This is a genomic window from Pandoraea pnomenusa, from assembly GCF_000767615.3.
In the GTDB taxonomy this organism is placed as follows: domain Bacteria; phylum Pseudomonadota; class Gammaproteobacteria; order Burkholderiales; family Burkholderiaceae; genus Pandoraea; species Pandoraea pnomenusa.
Genome location: NZ_CP009553.3, coordinates 2,675,686 through 2,694,422 on the forward strand (window position 1 = coordinate 2,675,686; position 18,737 = coordinate 2,694,422).

17 protein-coding genes are annotated in these 18,737 nt (G+C 65.5%); 11 read left to right on the plus strand and 6 right to left on the minus strand.

Annotated elements, in window-relative coordinates; genetic code table 11:
- Positions 1-42 precede the first annotated feature (42 nt).
- Complete coding sequence (locus tag LV28_RS35960; protein ID WP_038617546.1) at positions 43-1,416, plus strand: MFS transporter; 1,374 nt, start codon at positions 43-45, stop codon at positions 1,414-1,416.
- Between the two features lie 77 nt (positions 1,417-1,493).
- Here the strand turns inward: LV28_RS35960 and LV28_RS35965 are convergent, their stop codons facing one another.
- Together LV28_RS35965 and LV28_RS35970 are read right to left on the minus strand one after the other, a co-directional pair.
- Positions 1,494-1,793: a DUF1488 family protein gene (locus LV28_RS35965; RefSeq protein ID WP_023595986.1), complete on the minus strand. Its 300-nt coding sequence runs from the start codon at positions 1,791-1,793 to the stop codon at positions 1,494-1,496.
- Positions 1,783-3,198: an MBL fold metallo-hydrolase RNA specificity domain-containing protein gene (locus LV28_RS35970; protein WP_023874349.1), complete on the minus strand. Its 1,416-nt coding sequence runs from the start codon at positions 3,196-3,198 to the stop codon at positions 1,783-1,785. The genes LV28_RS35965 and LV28_RS35970 overlap by 11 nt, the downstream gene beginning before the upstream one ends.
- A 253-nt stretch (positions 3,199-3,451) precedes the next feature.
- Between LV28_RS35970 and LV28_RS35975 the strand changes: the two genes are divergently transcribed.
- The 5 genes from LV28_RS35975 (at position 3,452) to LV28_RS35995 (ending at position 7,291) form a co-directional block, all read left to right on the plus strand.
- A complete protein-coding gene (locus LV28_RS35975; RefSeq protein ID WP_023595988.1) occupies positions 3,452-3,967 on the plus strand; it encodes a universal stress protein in 516 nt (171 codons plus the stop codon).
- On the plus strand, positions 3,960-4,436 hold the full coding sequence (locus tag LV28_RS35980) for a universal stress protein (protein ID WP_023595989.1): 477 nt from the start codon (positions 3,960-3,962) through the stop codon (positions 4,434-4,436). The genes LV28_RS35975 and LV28_RS35980 overlap by 8 nt, the downstream gene beginning before the upstream one ends.
- 136 nt (positions 4,437-4,572) lie before the next feature.
- The gene (locus tag LV28_RS35985; RefSeq protein WP_023595990.1) at positions 4,573-5,217 is read left to right on the plus strand and encodes a response regulator; all 645 of its coding nucleotides are present in this window, start codon (positions 4,573-4,575) and stop codon (positions 5,215-5,217) included.
- Positions 5,218-5,359: 142 nt separating this feature from the next.
- A complete protein-coding gene (locus LV28_RS35990) occupies positions 5,360-6,205 on the plus strand; it encodes a cyclic nucleotide-binding domain-containing protein (protein WP_023595991.1) in 846 nt (281 codons plus the stop codon).
- A gap of 93 nt (positions 6,206-6,298) precedes the next feature.
- Complete coding sequence (locus LV28_RS35995) at positions 6,299-7,291, plus strand: zinc-dependent alcohol dehydrogenase family protein (RefSeq protein ID WP_038617544.1); 993 nt, start codon at positions 6,299-6,301, stop codon at positions 7,289-7,291.
- 56 nt (positions 7,292-7,347) lie between these two features.
- Here LV28_RS35995 and LV28_RS36000 read toward each other — a convergent pair whose 3' ends face one another.
- The gene (locus tag LV28_RS36000; RefSeq protein ID WP_052408600.1) at positions 7,348-9,318 is read right to left on the minus strand and encodes a PAS domain-containing sensor histidine kinase; all 1,971 of its coding nucleotides are present in this window, start codon (positions 9,316-9,318) and stop codon (positions 7,348-7,350) included.
- Positions 9,319-9,562: 244 nt separating this feature from the next.
- Between LV28_RS36000 and LV28_RS36005 the strand changes: the two genes are divergently transcribed.
- Complete coding sequence (locus tag LV28_RS36005) at positions 9,563-10,405, plus strand: universal stress protein (protein WP_038617541.1); 843 nt, start codon at positions 9,563-9,565, stop codon at positions 10,403-10,405.
- Between the two features lie 24 nt (positions 10,406-10,429).
- On the plus strand, positions 10,430-11,467 hold the full coding sequence (locus tag LV28_RS36010; protein WP_023595995.1) for a zinc-dependent alcohol dehydrogenase family protein: 1,038 nt from the start codon (positions 10,430-10,432) through the stop codon (positions 11,465-11,467).
- An 82-nt stretch (positions 11,468-11,549) separates the two neighbouring features.
- Here the strand turns inward: LV28_RS36010 and LV28_RS36015 are convergent, their stop codons facing one another.
- Together LV28_RS36015 and LV28_RS36020 are read right to left on the minus strand one after the other, a co-directional pair.
- The gene (locus tag LV28_RS36015) at positions 11,550-12,458 is read right to left on the minus strand and encodes a ribose-phosphate diphosphokinase (RefSeq protein WP_038617539.1); all 909 of its coding nucleotides are present in this window, start codon (positions 12,456-12,458) and stop codon (positions 11,550-11,552) included.
- Positions 12,455-13,957: a thymidine phosphorylase family protein gene (locus tag LV28_RS36020; protein WP_038621077.1), complete on the minus strand. Its 1,503-nt coding sequence runs from the start codon at positions 13,955-13,957 to the stop codon at positions 12,455-12,457. The genes LV28_RS36015 and LV28_RS36020 overlap by 4 nt, the downstream gene beginning before the upstream one ends.
- Positions 13,958-14,606: 649 nt before the next feature.
- Between LV28_RS36020 and LV28_RS36025 the strand changes: the two genes are divergently transcribed.
- The 3 genes from LV28_RS36025 to LV28_RS36035 all read left to right on the plus strand — a co-directional run bounded on the left by LV28_RS36025 (position 14,607) and on the right by LV28_RS36035 (position 17,643).
- The gene (locus LV28_RS36025; protein ID WP_147291565.1) at positions 14,607-15,161 is read left to right on the plus strand and encodes a hypothetical protein; all 555 of its coding nucleotides are present in this window, start codon (positions 14,607-14,609) and stop codon (positions 15,159-15,161) included.
- 64 nt (positions 15,162-15,225) lie between these two features.
- Positions 15,226-16,263, plus strand: coding sequence for an Acg family FMN-binding oxidoreductase (locus LV28_RS36030; RefSeq protein ID WP_115344345.1), 1,038 nt, complete (start codon positions 15,226-15,228; stop codon positions 16,261-16,263).
- 72 nt (positions 16,264-16,335) lie between these two features.
- The gene (locus tag LV28_RS36035; RefSeq protein WP_048806344.1) at positions 16,336-17,643 is read left to right on the plus strand and encodes an NRAMP family divalent metal transporter; all 1,308 of its coding nucleotides are present in this window, start codon (positions 16,336-16,338) and stop codon (positions 17,641-17,643) included.
- A gap of 64 nt (positions 17,644-17,707) precedes the next feature.
- Here LV28_RS36035 and LV28_RS36040 read toward each other — a convergent pair whose 3' ends face one another.
- The gene (locus LV28_RS36040; RefSeq protein WP_023596001.1) at positions 17,708-18,508 is read right to left on the minus strand and encodes a universal stress protein; all 801 of its coding nucleotides are present in this window, start codon (positions 18,506-18,508) and stop codon (positions 17,708-17,710) included.
- Between the last annotated feature and the right edge of the window lie 229 nt (positions 18,509-18,737).

The window sequence follows — 18,737 nt, forward strand, 5'->3', positions numbered from 1 at the left end:
ACCGACGAACAAAACGGCTCGGACCGAAACGGAGGAGGGCGTATGAAAATGAATTCGATTGAAGTAGGCCGCATCACGGCAGCGCAGCGCCTGGAGCGACTGCCGGTATGCGGGTACCACCGATGGTTGTTTCTCGTGATTGCGCTGGCGTTCTTCTTCGACAACATCGATCTGGCAACGATGACATTCGTGCTGGGCTCGATCAAGACGGAATTCGGGTTGTCGAACGTGCATGCGGGGATGATCGGCAGCGCGAGTTTCGTCGGCATGGCGATCGGCGCGGTGTGCTCGGGCATGGCCGCCGATCGTTTCGGGCGCAAGCCGGTGTTCCAGATCAGCATGGTGGTATGGGGGGCGGGCAGCCTGCTGTGCGCGAGCGCTTCCGGCCCGGTCGAACTGGGCGTGTTCCGGCTGCTGCTTGGCGTTGGCATGGGCATGGAATTGCCGCTTGCCCAGACGCTGCTGTCGGAGTTCATTCCGACCGCGCGTCGCGGCAAGTACCTGGCGCTGATGGACGGCAATTGGCCACTCGCGTTCATCACGGCCGGGTTGCTCTCGTATGCGGTACTGGCACACCACAACTGGCGTGTTCTGTTCGCGCTGGAAGCCATTCCCGCCTTGTTCCTGTTCGTGATTCGGCGGTACGTGCCGGAATCGCCGCGATGGCTGGAGTCGCAGGGACGCCATGCGCAGGCCGACGCCGTCGTGGGCGCGGTCGAGACTTCGGTGATGCGCCGTCTCAAGCTCGATGTGCTGCCGCCGATCTCTCCTGCCAGCCCCGACGCCCAGACGCAGGCGCGGGGCATGCGGGTCATCTGGTCGCCGAGCTACCGGCGGCGCACGGTGGTCGTGGGCACGCTCTGGTTCTTCGCGTTGCTGGGATTTTACGGACTGAATACGTGGCTCGGCGCACTTCAGCAGGCGGCGGGCGCCGTGGTGACGCAATCCGTGCTCTTCACGGTGTACATCTCGCTGGGCGGCATTCCCGGATTTCTCGCCGCCGCCTGGGCCGTGGAGCGTCTCGGACGAAAAGCGACCTGTGTCGGGACGCTCGTGGGCGGCGCGTGTGCGACGTATGCGTTCGGTCAGGTCCTGGTGACCGGTGCGGCGCCCTGGTCGGTCTATGCGGCAGGCGCGAGCATGCAGTTCTTCGCGTTCGGCATGTGGGCGGTCCTTTACGCCTACACGCCGGAGCTGTTTCCCTCGCGAGCTCGCGCCACCGGTTGCGGGTATGCGTCGTTCTGCGGACGCATCGGGGCGCTGCTCGGGCCTACGCTCGTGGGCGCGCTCGTGACCTGGTCGACAAGCGGCATGGTGTTTGCCTTCGGCGCCGCGTGTTTCGGCGTCGCCGCCGTGTGCGTCTGGTGCTTTGGCGTGGAAACGCGGGGCGTTCAGTTGGAGGCGGTGTCGCAGTGATACCGCACGCGTCGCGCGCCGTTATCTGATCTCGCCCGCGATGCGCGTCGCACCGGTCGCCCGCCCACCAGAGCTCATCATCCGTCCCGGCAAGGCGGGCACTCCATGCCCCAACGGAAGTGGCCGCTTCGCAGCAGGATCGGCGCGCCCTGACAGAGCTTGAGATAACGCGCCGTCATTTTCTCGATCGACGGGCGGTGGGCGCGGAAGGCAACCATCAGGTCTTCGGCATTGATGGACTTGGCGTCGCAGTGGTCTTCGAGCGCCTCGGCAGAAATGGCACACACGATCCGCTTGCCGTCGCAGTCGACGGCAAACTCGATGGTCATGTCGTCGGCGTTGTAGACGGCGGCGACGCGGGGGAACTCAATCTTCACGGCCAGGCTCCTGTGGCGGGGGACGATGCGCCGACGCGAGGCCCGCGTCGGACAGGCTCACCTGCTCCATGAACTCCACGACATGGCACGGCCAATCGAAGCGTTCGGCGATGCGTCTGCGCAAACTGTCGGACGCCGCCGGCTCCCCGTGATTGACAAAAATGTGACGCACAGGCCGGTCGAACTTCGCGAGCCAGTTGAGCGTCTCGGCATAGTCGGCATGCGCCGACAGTGTATCGAGCTGTACGACTTCGGCCGTCACATGAACATACTCACCGAAGATCTTCACCTCGCTTGCGCCGTCGACCAACGTCGATCCGCGTGTGCCGGGCGCCTGGAATCCGGTAAACAGGATGGTGTTGCGCCAGTTGCCCGCCATCGCCTTGAGATGGTGCAACACCCGGCCGCCCGTGGCCATGCCGCTTCCCGCGATGATGACCGACGGCATGGCCCGCGTATCGAGCCACTTCGATTGGTCGACGCTCGTGACAAAGGTGGCCGCGCCACACATTTGCGCGCATTGCGCCTGGTCCAGTCGCTGGTCAGCCAGATGCGCCGAATAGACGCGGGTCACGTCGATCGCCATCGGGCTGTCGAGAAACACCGGTATGTCCGGGATCTCGCCGGCCGCCTTCAGTCGGGCGATCCAGTACATGAGGCTTTGCACCCGGCCCACGGCGAACGCCGGCACGATCACGGTGCCACCGCGTGCGAACGTCCGGTGCAGAATCTCGGCGAGTTGTCCACCAGGATCGGTGCGGTCGTGCAGACGATCGCCGTAAGTGGACTCCAGCACCAGATAGTCGGGCGTCTCCGGATTCGCCGGCGCCGGCATGATCGGGTCGTCGGCCCGGCCAAGGTCGCCCGAGAAAAGGATCTTTGTCGCGCCGACGTCGAACTGCGCCATGGCCGCGCCGAGAATATGACCCGCGTGGCGGAAGGTGACCTCGATGTCGGGGGAAACGGCGAACGGCGTGTCGAATGCCCTCGGCTTGAGCAGCCCGATGGCCCGCCTGGCATCGGCAGTCGTGAAGAGCGGAAGGGCGGGGTGATGCTTCGATTTGCCGTGCCGATTCAGAAAGTCGGCCTGCTCCTCTTCCAGATGGGCACTGTCGAGCAACATGATCTCGCACAGATCGCGCGTGGCCGCCGTGCAGTACACCGGGCCCTGGAATCCATAGCGAGCCAGCACCGGCAGGTATCCGCTGTGATCGATGTGGGCGTGAGTGAGCACGACGGCATCGAGACGATGCAGATCGAATGCCGGCGGCGCCCAATTGCGCGCTCGAAGGTTCTTGATGCCCTGAAACGCGCCGCAATCGACCAGCAACTGCTTGCCCGCCGCCGAAAGCAGGGTTTTCGATCCCGTGACCGTTCCGGCCGCGCCCAGAAAACTCATCTGCATGGGAACACCTCCGACAGGGACCGGAGCGAATATCGTCTCCGGCACTGAGAGCATAGCCGTCCTGGAGCGAATCGCCCGGTCACGCGCGGCGCGACGTTGATGTGAGTCAATGCCGCGTCGCGTGCCGACACACGGCGGGTGCGCGTGGCGCTACTGTCTAATCGCCAGCGTAACGTCAGCACAACGCCGGGTGAATCACGTCACCGGCGAGCGTCACGCGTATTCACTGAACTCTTCCTGTGAGGACGACGCAATGTCTCATCGAATCCTGCTTGCCACGGACGGCAGCGAGACCTCATGGCACGCCCTGCACGAAGCGATCCGGTTTGCCATGCCAGACGATGTCGTGCGAGTGGTCAACGTCATCGACGATCCGTTCACCCATTACCAGGCGGCGTTTGCCGCCTACATCGACCTTGAAGCGATTCGGGAGGGTCTGATCGCCGAGGGCCAACTCACCCTGGCCGACAGTTACAGGAAACTGCACGACGAAGGCCTGCAGGCCGACACGCGTTCGATCGATCTGCGCACCTGGGGCGGCACGGTCGCCGATGCCATTTTGCGTGAAGCCCAGCGATGGCAAGCCGATCTGCTGATCCTGGGCACGCACGGGCGCAGGGGCTTTCGGCGTCTGATGATCGGCAGTGTCGCCGAGCAGGTGCTGCGCCGCGCGCATCGCCCCGTCATGCTGGTCACGGGAGCGGATGGCGCGACGCCACGCGCGGCGGGCCTGCCGACGGTCACCGAGGAGGGCGGACATCATGTATGAACGAATCCTGGTCGCTATTGACGGCAGTCCGACCGCTGACGCCGCGTTCGATTACGCATTGACCATGGCAAAGGCACGCCGGGCGCGGCTGCACGTGCTGTTCGTGGTGGACATTCCCGTTGCCTATGTCACTGACGCCGATCCGTTTCCCTTTATCGAAGCGCTCCGGATGCAAGGGGAGAGCATGCGTGAACTGGCCACGAAGCGGCTCAACGAGGAAGGCGTGAGCGGGGACGTGGAGATTCGCGACCTGCTGCCGCTGGGCGGAGACGTGGCGGTGCAGATCAACGCCGCCGCCGACGAGTGGCAAGCCGACCTGATCGTGATCGGCACGCACGGTCGACGGGGCTTCCGACGATTGGCGCTGGGCAGCGTTGCGGAAAACTGCGCACGGCAGGCGCACCGTCCGGTGCTTCTGATCCCACCCACAGGTGTCGAGTCTCCCGAAGTCCCCGGAAATGCGCTATAGACGCCACCTGTCGAACGCGTCGGCCAGAGGCGCCACGCCGCGTGTAGAATCGTTTTCATGGACGCCCGGGCACGGGCGTACGTGGGTATTGCACATGCAATACATCGAACGGGGTATACGACAGAAAGGCGGGCAAATGACTCGCATCATCGTTGCGGACGATCACACGCTGGTACGGGCAGGATTGCAACGCATCCTGGCCGGCAATGAGGCGCTGGAAATTGTGGGCGAAGCATCGAACGGCGCCGAGGCGATGTCGCTGCTTCAGACCACGCCATGCGATGTGCTGCTGCTCGATCTTTCGATGCCCGGGCGCAGCGGCGTCGACCTGATCGCCCACATCAAGGCCACGTTCCCCCGGCTCGCCGTGCTCGTGTTGACCATGCACGGCGAAGAGCAGTATGCGGTGAGGGCGCTCAAGGCCGGCGCCGCGGGTTACCTGACCAAGGAGAGCGCGCCGGCGGAACTGGTGAGCGCCGTGCGCAAGGTGCATGACGGCGGGGTGTACCTGAGCCCATCGATGGCCGAACGAATCGCCAGGGATCTGGCGAGCACGATCGACGAAGGCCCGAGCTTCCGGCGCCTGTCCGACCGGGAATTCGATGTCTTCCTGATGCTCGCACGCGGCCTGTCGCTTTCAGACATCGCGGACAGCCTGTGCGTGAGCGCCAAGACCGTGAGCACCTACAAGGCCCGCGTCCTCCAGAAGCTCCAGCTCAGAAGTCAGACGGAACTGGTGCATTACGCGATCCGGCACGATCTGCTTCGCGACAATCCCTGAACGCACCGTTTGTAGTCCAATGCCTACAAGCTGTCATCGCGGCTGACACGACGTCGCGCCACGCGCTTATTTTTTTTCTGCCTGCTCTCTCCAATACTTCAAGCGTGATGACTTGACTTGAGGCCGTTGCGACGGAGTTGCCATGTACGCCCCATCTTCCCTTTCGAACCTTTCGCCCATCTCCCCGATTTCGCCGTTCGCACCCGGTCCCCGCGAGCCGGCCGAACCCGCCGAAATCGCTGCGCGAACCATCCGGATCCATCGCGCCTTCGATGACGTCGATGCCAGCGCCCCCCGTTGCAGCACTTGCCTGCTTCGGCAGTTCTGCCTGGCCGAAGGCCTCTCCGACGAGTCGGCCCGCCGGCTTGACTGCGTGACGCGGGTGCGCCGCACAGTCCGGCGCGGCGAGGTGCTGTTTCGACCGGGCGACACGCTGGAGTACATATACGCGGTGCGTGCAGGTTCGTTCAAGACCGTGCTGACGCACCCCGACGGGCGCGAACAGGTCACGGGCTACCTGATGGGCGGCGAGCTGCTCGGCCTGGCCGGGATTGCCGGCGGCCGGTATGTCTCCGAGGCCGTTGCCCTCGAAGACAGCCAGGTATGCGCCATCCAGTTCGCCGAGCTGGAATCGATCGGCACGCAGGCGCCTGCCGTACAGCACCAGCTTCACCGCCTTATCGCCGCCGGCATCGTACGGGAACAGCAGCAGTTGCTGCGCCTGGGCACCGCCCGCGGCGAGGCCCGACTGGCGAGCTTTTTGCTGGATGTGTCCGCCCGGCTGGCCGCGCGGGGCTACTCGCCGAACGCCTTCCTGCTGCGCATGACGCGTGAAGAGATCGGCAGTTTCCTCGGGCTGCAACTGGAGACCGTCAGCCGGATGCTCTCCCGAATGCAGGCACAGAACGCGCTTCGCGTTCGCCAGCGCGAGATTACGCTGCTCGATATCCGGCAGTTGACCCTCATGGCGAACGCAACGCAGTCCTGACGGCGGAACGGGACGGGCCGCGTATGCGGCACGAGACATAAGCACACGTACGGTACGTACGAGACTTGGCGAGGCGCGGCCGCGCGAACCGGTATGCGAGCGATGCAACTCTCCAGGACAGACCACACGTTGCGGCTGGTGGACATCCCGGTCCCCACGCCAAGTCCCACCCAGGTCCTCATCCGGGTGAGCGTGTGTGGCGTGTGCCGTACCGATCTGCACGTCGTCGACGGCGACCTTCCCGACGTTCCCGACAAGATCATCCCGGGGCATGAGATCGTCGGCACGGTCACGGCGCTGGGGGATCGCGTGCAGGATTTTCGGATTGGCGACCGTGTCGGTGTCCCGTGGCTCGGGGCGACGTGCGGGTCCTGCCGGTTCTGCCTGAGCGGGCGCGAGAATCTGTGCGACGACGCACGCTTCACCGGCTACACCCTTAACGGCGGCTATGCGGAGTACGCGGTAGCCGAGTCCCGGTTCACGTTCCGTCTGCCTGATCGCTACGATGACGCCACCGCGGCGCCGCTGTTATGCGCCGGCCTGATCGGCTATCGCTCGCTTTCGATGACCGGCGATGCCCGCCGGCTCGGCATTTATGGATTCGGCGCGGCGGCGCACCTGATCGCGCAGATTGCCAGCGCGCAGTCCCGCGAGGTCTACGCCTTCACACGCCCCGGCGACGTACAGGGGCAGGCGTTTGCACTGGCCCACGGCGCCGACTGGGCCGGGCCGAGCGATGCGCCGGCGCCGCGGTTGCTCGATGCCGCCATCCTCTTCGCCCCTGTCGGCGAACTGGTTCCCCAGGCGCTCGCTTCGATGGACAAGGCAGGCGTCGTCGTCTGCGCAGGCATCCACATGAGCGATATTCCGTCGTTTCCGTACCGTCTGATCTGGGGGGAACGTCAGGTTCGCTCGGTGGCGAATCTGACCCGAGACGACGGGCTCGAATTTCTCAAACTTGCCGACACGATCGGGCTGAAGGTGACAACGCGCGAATACCCGCTGGAGCGGGCCGGCGAGGCGCTCGACGATCTACGCCGAGGTGCATTCTCCGGCGCGGCGGTGTTGCGGGTCGGGGCGTCGTGAGACCGGGACAGGCACGTTCGTTTGTCTCTTCGGGCCTGGCAAAGCGGGGGATGCCCTCAAACCGGCGGGGCGCCGGGTGAGGGCGGCTTCTCCAGCGGAATCACGGAGGTAACGACGGTGCCGCCCTCGGAAGGACTGCGGACTTCGAGCGATCCGCCGAGCAGGCGAGCTCGCTCGCGCATGCTGATCAGTCCCAGCGCGTCGGGCTTGGGCCGGGTGGGAGGCAGGCCCCGGCCATTGTCGGAGATGCGCAGCCGGCATTCCCGATCGCAGGACAGTTCGATCGTGATGGACGTCGCTCGCGCGTGTTTTGCCACGTTGTTCATCGCTTCCTGAACGATTCGGAACAACGCCGTCGCCACGGCAGGCGGAACGGGCGGCAGGCCCCGCGCGCCCGTGACATCGACGGCGACGCCGTAACGCCGCGCGAAATCCTGTGCGTACCACTCGATCGCCGGACCGAGCCCGAGATCGTCGAGCATCGGCGGGCGCAGCTCGGCGGCCATCTGTCGCACGGCGCTGATCATCCCGTCGATCGCCAGCTCGATGCGTTTCACATCGGCGCTTGCCGGGGCATGGCCGTCGAGCGTGCGCTTGAGCATTGCGGCGTCCATTTTCAGCGCGGTGAGCCGCTGGCCAAGATCGTCGTGGAGTTCTCGCGCGATGCGCAGCTTTTCGTCCTCACGCACTTCAAGCAAGCGGGCGTTGAGCTTTTCCAGTTCGATCCGGGAGTTCTGCAGGGCGTTCGCCATCTGGCGCTGTTCGGTCACGTCGCGCAGCACCACCGTGTAGAACTTCCCGGCCGCGTCGGCGCTCTGGGAAATGGACGCCTCCATCGGAAACTCCTCGCCGTCGGAGCGCAGCCCCCACAGCGGCCTGCCGCGCCCCATGAGGCGCTCCGATACGCCGGTCGCCCCGAATCGCTCGATGTGCCTGAAGTGAGCATCGCGGAACCGCTCCGGGATGAAACGCCCCAGCGGCTCGCCAATGGCTTCCATGGCGCTGCACCGGAAAACGCTCTCGGCCGTCGGGTTGAAGATTTGGATGCGCTGCCATTCGTCGATGGTAATGATCGCCTCGCGCACCGACTGGATGACGCTGAACAGCCGGCCGTCGGAGCGCCGCTTGTCGAGTCCCTCACGCTCGGCCACCGCCCGGGCATGCCGTCGTGACATCAGCGCGACCGCCCAGGCGAACAGCGTGGCGGCACTCATGATGATGCCGAAAACGAGCGCCCAACTGGCCATGCCCGCGCCTCGCAATGCGGCAAATTCGCCGGATGCCGTGTAGGTGAGGTCCAGACCCGCCCTGTTGGCGTAAGGCAGGTGCGTCGTCGCGCGATAGGTGGCGGACGGCCGCGGCTCAGTCGGCGGGCGAGGGGCCAGACTGTCGAATACCGGCTGGGGCTGATCCGTCGCCCCGGCCGCGGCAATGGTCAGCGTCAGGTCGTGCAGGAGCGGGCCGATCGACGCGTGCACCAGCATGTCGATGTCGGCGATGGCGTAGGCGCATGACGGCGGCGCGCTGGCGTTGGCGAGGAAAACGAGATACGTGCGCCCGGTCGACGGCGACTGGCGCGAGAACATGCGCTCCCCCGCGCCGGCCCCACCCGACAGATCCAATGCCGGTATCGCGCCTCCCATGGGGGAATACGCGGCCACCCGACGGATGCGGTCGCCGCTGCGCTCGCACTCGCCCACGCTGACCAGGCCGGGCAGGCGCTCCGCGAGCCGCATACGCTGTGCGTACGTCGTCAATATCGTGTCGGTGGGCGCGGGCAAGTCCGCCAGATAATCCGATGCCCCATGGACCGCGTCGCGGTAGGCGCTCAACGCGCTCGCGAGCTTGTCGGTGGCGGTGCTGGTCCGTTGCGAGAAGCGTGCGTCGACATTGCTGTGCAATACGGAGCGCACCGTCAGCCAGTTAGCGGTCGCAACGCCTACGCAAAGCAGGCACACGGCAGCGAATAGCAGTCCGTCGGATTGTCGAATGGATCGAAGCATGCCAAGCAGCGTTTTGGCCATCATGTCGCCCGAATTCGATGCAACGGCATCGGATGGTGCCGTTGTATCACCGTTTGTCCGAATTTCCCATACGCGTCATTCCGCAAATCGTCCCGCCGGTGCAACAGCGGGCAATCCGTGGTCCATCCTCCGGGCAGTGGGCGCCGCTTCGACGCGACGCCTCGGGGGCGGCCTTGATCCGCGTCAATCGACATGCGCCAACGCCGTACTAGGCTGGAAACAGATCCTCTCGCCCTGGAGTGACGCCATGACCTATCGGACCTTGCTGGTACACGTCGACAACAGCGCGCGCTGCCGCGCACGCGTCGAACTCGCGGCGGACTTTGCCTTTCGGTTGCCCGCGCACCTCACGGGGATCTACCTGCCGTTCCATCCACCCGGATTTCCCGATGTCACGGGTCTGGCCGGGGCAGGCCTGCCGCCGCCGCCCGTTCCCCTGAGCGATCCCGAACGCCTTGCGAACGCCGAACGGATGTTCATGGACGTCTGTCGTCGTCAGGCGCTGAGTCCCGAGTGGCTCACCCCGAAATACGATGAGATCCGCGAGATGCGCACGCACGCGCGCTACGCGGACCTCGTGATCATGGGGCAGGAGGACGTCACCGATCCGGAATCCTCGCCGACTGTGGGCTTCGTCGCTTCGGTCGTGCTCGGTGGCGGCAGGCCTGTCCTGATCGTGCCTTACGCCGGCAAGCTCCCCAAGGCGTTCAACACCGTGCTGCTCGCCTGGGATGGCGGACGTGAAGCAGCTCGCGCGGCCGTCGACGCCATGCCGTTTCTGCGCGCGGCCAAGCGTGTCGATGTCATGCATGTGAGCCGCGGCGATCGCGCCGACGGACTCGGTCCGATTCCCGGACTGGACATCGGCATGTTCTTCGCCCGTCATGGCGTTCAGGTCAATGTCACACCGGAGCGCGGCGCCAACGACGTCGCCGTGGCCGAGGCACTGCTCTCGCGCGCCGCGGACATGAACACCGACTTGATCGTGATGGGGGGATACGGTCACTCGCGCATGCAGGAATGGGTGCTGGGCGGCGTGACCCGCACCATGCTCGAGAGCATGACCGTGCCCGTTCTGATGTCGCATTGAATCCGTCTTGCAAGGAGCCATGCCATGAAAGCGCTCGTATTTCACGGTCCCCAACAGATATCGCTCGAAGATCGGCCCATGCCGGAAATCCAGGACCCGACCGACGCCATCGTGCGCGTTCTGAAAACGACGATATGCGGCACCGACCTGCACATCCTGAAGGGCGACGTGCCGACGGTCGAGCCGGGCCGGATCCTGGGCCACGAAGGGGTCGGGGAGGTCGTGCAAACGGGCAACGCCGTCACAGCCTTCAAGCCCGGCGACCGGGTGTTGATCTCATGCATCTCGTCGTGCGGCAAGTGCGCGGCCTGCCGGCGCGGCATGTATTCGCATTGCGCCGCCGGAGGATGGATTCTCGGCAATCGCATCGACGGCACCCAGGCCGAATACGTCAGAACCCCGCACGCCGACACCAGCCTTTACCACGCGCCGGACGGCGTGGACGACGACGCGCTGGTCATGCTGAGCGACATTCTGCCCACGGGCTTCGAATGTGGCGTGCTCAACGGCAAGGTGCAACCGGGCAGCAGCGTGGCCATCGTCGGGGCGGGACCGATCGGGCTCGCCGCGTTGCTCACGGCGCAGTTCTTCAGCCCGGCCCAGATCATCGTCGTCGATCCCGACCTCGCGCGGCTGGAGGTGGCCACCCGATTCGGCGCCACCTCCGTGATCTCGCCCACAAGGGAAGATGCGGCCGAGGCCGTCAGGCGTCTGACCGGCGGGCAGGGCGTCGACACGGCCATCGAGGCGGTGGGCGTACCCGCGACATTCGAACTTTGCGAGGCGATCGTCGCCGCCGGGGGCATCATCGCCAACGTGGGCGTGCACGGCCGCAAGGTCGACCTGCATCTCGAATCGCTGTGGGACAGGAACATCAGCATCACGACCCGTCTGGTCGATACCGCGGCAACGCCGATGCTGCTCAAGACCGTGGCCTCGGGGCGTCTGACGCCGGGTGCACTGATCACTCACCACTTCTCGCTTGCCGATATCCTGAATGCCTACCGGACGTTCGGCGATGCGGCCAATACACATGCGTTGAAGGTCATCATCGCGCCATAGTGCCGTGCAGGGTCGGTCGGAGGCGCGCAGGAGCGCAGGGACGTTCCCCGACGCGCCGCCGGCGGTCGGGGCTCATTGCACCTCATGGCGTCTCAGGCAGGCTGTCGAGCAGGTCGCGAACGGCGTCGGCCAACAGCGGGGTCACATCGATCGCGTTCGTGGCGTGCGCGACCGAATTGCAGGTCACGACACGACCGGCGCCCGCGGCAATGAGTTCGTCGACGCTCACGCCGTCGAACAGACCGTGCACCGCAACGCATACGGGACTTCCGAACCCCGCTTTCACTAGCGCGCCGACGGTAGCCAGCATGGTTTGGCCGCTGGCGAGAATGTCATCGACGATCACCGGGTTCCGGTGCGCGAACTTCGCCGGCACGTGCAGGCTCACGTCCACTTTCCTGTCCGCCTCGCGTGTCTTGCGGGCCACGACCGACGGGGCACCGATGCGGCTGGCGATCTGGGCGATCCAGGCCTCGCTTTCCTCGTCGGGGCCCACGATCAGCGGATCGGCTACGTTTTGCACGATCCAGCTGGCCGTGGCGGCAACACTGTGCGGCGCACGCACCGGGATCGGGTAGACGACCGACAGCGAGGGGAGCCTGTGCAGGTGAGGCTCGATCGTCACCAATCCGTCGAACTGCGCGCCGAGCAATCGGCCGAAACTGTAGGCGGAGATCGATTCGCCCGCATGAAAGCGGGCGTCCTGTCGCAGATAGCACAGGTACGGCGCGACGAGAATGACGTGCCGCGCGCCGAGGTCTCGCGCCGTGTCCGCCGCGAAGATCAAGGGCAGCAGCTTCGCGTCCGGCCGGTTCAGCGAGCACACGATGACGATGGCTTTTCCGCTCAGCGGTCCCTCCATCGACACCATCTGTTCCCCGTCGGGGAAGCGATGGACCTCGAGCCGCTGCATGGGAGACTCGATCTGCGCGGCAAGCGAGCGGGCCAGCGTCTCGTTGCCGGGCAACGCGTAGAGCGCGACGTCTTTCATGATTCCCTCACTGCGACAATGCCGGGGAAGCGGCAGGCGTATTCGAATGCGTATTCGAGCTCGCCACGGCTTTCGGCGTAAATGGTGAAGAGCGGCTGGCCGGTTGCGACCATGGCGCCGATCGGCGCCTCGTAGACGACCCCGGCGCGCGCGGCTGTCGGCGCGCCGGCGAGCTTTGCCAGGCGCGACAGATGCCGGTTGTCGACGGCGGTGACGGTACCGTTGTGTCGAGCGGTCACCGGCCGGCTGTGGCGTCCGACGACCGGCTCACGCATGCCGCCCTGCGCTTCGCAGATCCGCTGGAACTGCTGCCAGGCGAGCCCGCTGGTCAGCGTGCGACGGGCGCTGACCAGTCCGTCGCCGGGTAGGGCCTTGCCGCCGATTTCGAGCAATCGGCCGGAAATCTCGAGGCTCTTGTTCATCAAGTCGGACGGCGCACGGCTGAGGTTCTGAAGCACCGCGAGCACGTCGCGTGCCTCGAGGCTCGGCCCGATGCCCCGGCCGACCGGTTGTTCGCCCTGACAGACGTAGGTGTCGATCTCGAGCCCCAGGGCGCGGCCGATTGCGCGCAGGCGCTCGGAAAAGAGCGCGCTCGCGTAACGCGTGCGGATTTTCGCGGTCTCGCCGACCGGAATGTCGATCAGGGCATGGGTCGCGCCGACAGCCAGCTTCTTCGACAGGATCGACGCCATCATCTGGGCCTCGCTGTCGAGATCGAGCGGGCGCTCCACCTGAATCAGAATGTCGTCGGCGGGACTCAGGCCCGCGGCGCCCCCGAACACGATGCAGCCCCCCACCTTGTCGACGACCTGGCGCATCTCCTGCGCGCTGAGGTCGACTGGCGCGAGCGTCTCCATCGTATCGGCCGTGCCGGCGGGCGAAGTGATGGCGCGAGACGATGTCTTGGGCATGACCAGTCCCTGCGAGGTCACGATCGCCACGACGATCGGGGTCGTCCGGTTGCCAGGCAGTCCGCCGATGCTGTGTTTGTCTATGACCGTATCGGCTTGCCATTGCAGCGTTTTTCCGGTGGCCACCATCGCGCGCGTGAGCGCGATGATCTCGTCGTCGTCGAGCCGGTTGCCGGTGCAGGCGGTCAAAAACGCGGAAATGTGAATCGACGAGTAACGGCCCGCCGCAATATCGCCGATCACTTCGTCAAGTGCGGCGGGGGTGAACGCCTCGCCGAACATCCGGCCCCGGACGTGCCGAAACGATTCGACCGGTGGCATATGCCGCACCCGAACCCATTCGCCTTCGTCCACTTCCAATGCCAGCAGGGCCGCCTCGCTCAAACCGATTTCGTCGAGCTCCAGCCAGTCGCCGATGACCGTCTGAAGCGTGGCAACGACGGTCACGTCGCGGAAATCCAGTTGCAGGCGGGTCTGGGCCGCAAATCCTTCGGAGCGACAGATCAGGCTGTCGCGACGAAGGTACGCCACCGCTTCGCGCAGCGTATCGACCTGCATGCGTCTCGCACGCAGGCGGCGTCCGGTCAGCGGCGCGCCGTCTTTCGATGCCGCATCACGATCCTCGGCGGCAGCGCGATGCGCATGGACCGCGACGTCGGGCGTTCGTTCAAAGTCGTCTGGCACGGTGAGTGGTCCTTGCAAGTGACGGAGGAGGGCGCCCGGCAGGCATCCTTCGATACGATGCCCGACACGTGCCTGTCTGCAAGACTAGTTCCGATTCCGCGTGGGGCCCGCGTTGTTCGTTCCGGGCTTGATGCGTATCAAGCCCCGCAGCGCGCGGCGAAACATTCAGGGAGACAGTGCACGGCAATCCGGGACAACCTCGCGGACGTTGAGATATGTCAAACACGGCTATGCGCGGCGGCGCTAAGGTGGAGTCGTCGTCGGTGCGGGTTGGCCGATGCGTCGATTGCCCGATATTGCCGTGTGGTTGGCACTTGCGCCCGGATACGGCCCCGTTCAGGGCGCAAGCAAGTTGGGTCTGTGCCCGCTACGGCGGGCATTTTTTTACTTCGGACAGGCGCGCGAGACGCGACGTTGACATGGCGCAAACGGCCCGCACGGGGTGCCATTATGCTGAAACCTGCCGCACCACGATTGCGCTTCGCCCGCCAGAAGGCAGAAGGCGCCTCGCCTTCGTCCCGTGTGACCGGCACTTGTCATGGGAGTCGTGAAGATGGCTACGGAACCGAATCCAATGCTAGGCCTGTGCAAGGCACAGATGCTTGCGCTGGTCGAAGCCCATCGGCACTGGGTTGAAGATCTGCTGTGCCTGCGACAGGTGCAGTTGCGCACCGACGAAGGCTTGCTAGAAGCCGACAGGACTTTCGGCGCGGAATTGGCGAGCGCCCCGGATTTCAACGCGGTTCTGAACAGCCAGCTCGCCTTCATCAACCGACAACTGGCGATGCAGCATCGCATTTGGCAGGGGTGGATGCAGATCGGCGCACGTGGCCCCGCGGTGTGGGCCGAACAGTACCAAGGTGCGCAAATGGCGTGGCAACATGTGTTCTCCGACTCGGCGGCCACCACGTCCTCCGCCTCGGCCGAGAGCGGTTGGCAGGCCTGGGGCGATGTCACCCGATCGGCGATGGACGCCCTGAGCGCCATGTCGAGCGAGGCCAATCGGGCCGTAGCGCAGCAGTTGGCCTGGCTTCAGGGTTCCGCGGCAGCCGGCCGGGCGAAGGTGAAGCCGGCCAGGGCCGGGCGCGCGGCGAATAGCGAAGGATGATGTCAATCATGCGTTCGAGCCCGCCGCGAGCGTCGGCCACGGCGGTCGGCATAAGGAGGTTTTCGTGAGCCACGTCCAAAACGATTTGCTGCGGGTATGGTCGGTCGACGAACACGGGTTTCCCGAACGGGCGGCGGCGCGGGACAAACTGCGGTTCTGCCTCCAATATGCGATCCTTGCGCCCTCCACGCACAATACCCAGCCCTGGCGTTTCGTATTGGGCGACGACACCGTGCTGGTATGCGCCGATCGCGCACGCGGATTGCCGGTGAGCGACACCTACGATCGCGAACTGATTATCAGTTGCGGCGCGGCCCTGTTCAATCTGCGAGTCGCGCTCAGCCATTTCGGCTGCCCGTATGTGATTCGGGTATTGCCGACATCCGCCGAGCCCGACGTACTTGCCAGCGTTCAACTGTCCGAAGACGGGTTCGTCGACAAGGACATTGCGCCGCTGTTCGGCGCGATTCCCGAGCGCGTCACGAATCGTCAGGTGTTCGACGACGGGCCGATATCGCCGGTCGTGTTCGATCGGTTACATGCCGCGGCGCAAGCCGAGGGTGCCCGGCTCGGCCTTGTCACCGCGCACGGCGAACGCCTGCATCTGGCCGAACTCATCGATCAGGCGGACCGGATTCAACTTGGCGATCCTCGCTTTCGCCGCGAACTGGCGTCCTGGATCAGCGCGTCGCGTCGGGACGACGGCATGGCCGGCTACTCGGCCAATGCCGGCCACTTGCTCGACTTCGCGGCGCCAATCGTGACTTCCGTCATTCGCACGTTCGACATCGGTGGGGGTATCGCAGCCAGCCATCACCGACTTGCCGAAGGCTCGCCGTTGCTCCTGTGCCTGTCGACCGCCGCGGATCACCAGGAAAGCTGGTTGAGTGCGGGGCAGGCGATGCAGCGCGTCCTGCTGACACTGACCGCCAGCGGCCTTTGCGCCTCGTTTCTCAACCAGCCGATCGAAGTGGACGATTTGCGTCGCACGATTGCCCAAGCGATGGGCACGATGGATTATCCTCAGCTACTGCTGCGCGCTGGGCGCGGCCCCGATGTGGCACATACGCCTCGCCGAACACTCGCCTCGGTCGTTTCCTGATCGCGGCGCCCGACGAGCCGTCGCACGATGCCGCCCGACGTTCAACACTCACACCAAACGACACACGCGGACATGGGAATCGACCTGGGCGATCGACGGTCGCCGACCTTGCGCGAGGCTCTGCGCAAAAGACTCCGGGAGCATCCTCTCGCCCGGGTTGGGCCGGGACTGATTACCGGCGTGGCCGACGACGACCCCAGCGGCGTCGTAACCTATTCGCAGGCGGGCGCGCAGTATGGCTTCAACATGCTGTGGACGATGCCGCTGGCGCTCCCGTTCATGGCGGCCATCCAGCTGATCTGCGCCCGCATCGGCAGGGTCACCGGCAAAGGCCTCGCCGCCAACATCGGCACCGCGTTTCCACCCGCCGTGCTGCGCATCGTCGTGGCACTGCTTCTCGTGGCGAACACCCTCAACATTGCTGCGGATCTGGCCGCCATGGGCGAGGTGGCGGAGCTCACCAGCGGCATCGACCGGCACTGGATGACGATCGGCTTCGCCCTCGGCACGCTGCTGCTCCAGGTATTCGTGCCGTATCACCGGTATGTGATCTTCCTCAAGTGGATGACCATGTCGCTGCTCGCGTACGCGGCTGTCCTGCTTACCGTGCACGTGCCATGGCACACCGTGGCACTGCGAACGGTATGGCCGGCGTTTCGCCTCGATTCCGCCAGCGCGGCCGTGATCGTCGGGGTCTTCGGTACCACGATCAGTCCCTATCTCTTCTTCTGGCAGACGTCGGAGGAGGTGGAGGAAATGGCGAGGCATCCGGACGCTCGCCCCTTGCGAGACGATGTCGCTGCCGCGCCCGACGAGCTGCGCCGCATCGGATGGGACACCTGGACCGGCATGTTCTACTCGAATATCACGGCGTTCTTCGTCATTCTGGCAACGGCGGTGACATTGCATGCGGGTGGGGTCACGAACATCGAGACGGCGGCACAGGCGGCCAGCGCGCTGCGCCCGCTGGCCGGCGACCTGGCGTACGCGCTTTTCAGTCTCGGCATCGTGAGTGTGGGGCTGATCGGCGTGCCGGTGCTCGCGGGCTCGGGCGCCTATGCGCTGGCCGAGACCCTGCACTGGGAAGAAGGGCTCGAGCGCAAGCTCACGAGTGCGCAGGGTTTCTACGCCATCATTGCCCTGAGCATCATGGCCGCCACCGCCATTCAGTACTCCCCCATCAGCCCCATGAAAGCGCTCTTCTGGAGTGCCGTGATCAACGGCGTGGTGGCCGTGCCCGTGATGGCGGTCGTACTGCTGCTGGCAGCTCGGCGTTCGGTGATGGGACCGTTCACGGCCCGCTGGCCGATCCTTGCGCTGGGCTGGATCGCTACCGCGGTGATGGGCGCGGCCGCCGTCGTGATGTTGGTCGCAAGTTGAAGGTTGCGCCGCCGCCGCAAAGCGCGGCGGCGGCGCAAGGACGAGAAGACCCGGGTGCCAAGTCTCAGTGGGACAGCAACACGGGCGTGGACATGTGCTTGAGTACCGTGCGGGTGGCGCCGCCGAAGACGAGCTCGCGGGTTGGTCCGTGTCCGTATGCGCCCATGACAAGCAGGTCGGCCTCGTAGGCTTCGGAGACGGACAGGAGTTGCACACCGTCGCTGGCGTCCGTGTCCTCGCGGATGGATACGGGCTTCGCGCGCAGGCCGTGCGATTCCATGAGCCTCACGATGTCGGCCAGCGAGGGGTCGTCTCCACCGGGCGAGCGATTGATACCCACCACGAAGATATCCTGGGCCCGGCCCAGCATTTGCCAGGCATCCCCGATGGCGCGGCGCGCTTCGCGCGAGCCATTCCATGCCACCACGATGCGACGAATCTCCTGTGGCAACGTCACGTTGTGCGGCAGCCCCATCACCGGCACGCCGCATGAGACGATCACGTCGCCAAGGCCGTCGACACCCAGGGCGCCAACGCCTCCCGGAGCATCCGGCTGACCAACGATACACAGGTCGGTGGCCTTGGCCACGCTCGAGAGAATGGCGACGGCCGCCCCATAGGGACTGTGCCAGTCGCCCTCGATATCGCTTTCGGCGCACACTTGAGAAAACAGGTGTTCGGCAGCGTGCAATGCCGTGCGCGAGTGCGCCTCGGTCTGGAAGTGATCGCCCGACGCTTCGCGTTGGCCCGAGTGAACAGCTCCCGGACGGTGTGGCAGGTAGATGCCGCAGAGACTGGCGTCGTGCTGGCGCGCGAGCCGGGCGCTGAAGCGAACTCGCGCCGCGCCCGTCGCCGTGTCGTCCATATGAACACAAATTCTCCGTAGGCTCATTTCGATCTCCCGACATGGGACTTCGCGAACTCGACCGCGACCTCGCGGCGCACCGAAGCCATGGCTACATTTATAGCGCCGCACACCACTTCGGTGCGCTCGCGCGGGCCGAACGGTTGACGTGAATCAAGCGCCGGCAAGACAGGAGCGCGCGGCCAAAGGCGTCGCGCTAAGGTGAAGAGACCGAAGTAACTGCCCCGAC

Coding starts and splice junctions, on each gene's coding strand:
- LV28_RS35960 (WP_038617546.1), top strand. CDS start 43: ATGAAAATGAATTCGATTGAAGTAGGCCGCATCACGGCAGCGCAGCGC.
- LV28_RS35985 (WP_023595990.1), top strand. CDS start 4,573: ATGACTCGCATCATCGTTGCGGACGATCACACGCTGGTACGGGCAGGA.
- LV28_RS35970 (WP_023874349.1), bottom strand. CDS start 3,198: ATGCAGATGAGTTTTCTGGGCGCGGCCGGAACGGTCACGGGATCGAAA.
- LV28_RS36025 (WP_147291565.1), top strand. CDS start 14,607: ATGGCTACGGAACCGAATCCAATGCTAGGCCTGTGCAAGGCACAGATG.
- LV28_RS36035 (WP_048806344.1), top strand. CDS start 16,336: ATGGGAATCGACCTGGGCGATCGACGGTCGCCGACCTTGCGCGAGGCT.
- LV28_RS36005 (WP_038617541.1), top strand. CDS start 9,563: ATGACCTATCGGACCTTGCTGGTACACGTCGACAACAGCGCGCGCTGC.
- LV28_RS35980 (WP_023595989.1), top strand. CDS start 3,960: ATGTATGAACGAATCCTGGTCGCTATTGACGGCAGTCCGACCGCTGAC.
- LV28_RS36000 (WP_052408600.1), bottom strand. CDS start 9,318: ATGATGGCCAAAACGCTGCTTGGCATGCTTCGATCCATTCGACAATCC.
- LV28_RS35995 (WP_038617544.1), top strand. CDS start 6,299: ATGCGAGCGATGCAACTCTCCAGGACAGACCACACGTTGCGGCTGGTG.
- LV28_RS36015 (WP_038617539.1), bottom strand. CDS start 12,458: ATGAAAGACGTCGCGCTCTACGCGTTGCCCGGCAACGAGACGCTGGCC.
- LV28_RS36040 (WP_023596001.1), bottom strand. CDS start 18,508: ATGGACGACACGGCGACGGGCGCGGCGCGAGTTCGCTTCAGCGCCCGG.
- LV28_RS36010 (WP_023595995.1), top strand. CDS start 10,430: ATGAAAGCGCTCGTATTTCACGGTCCCCAACAGATATCGCTCGAAGAT.
- LV28_RS35990 (WP_023595991.1), top strand. CDS start 5,360: ATGTACGCCCCATCTTCCCTTTCGAACCTTTCGCCCATCTCCCCGATT.
- LV28_RS35975 (WP_023595988.1), top strand. CDS start 3,452: ATGTCTCATCGAATCCTGCTTGCCACGGACGGCAGCGAGACCTCATGG.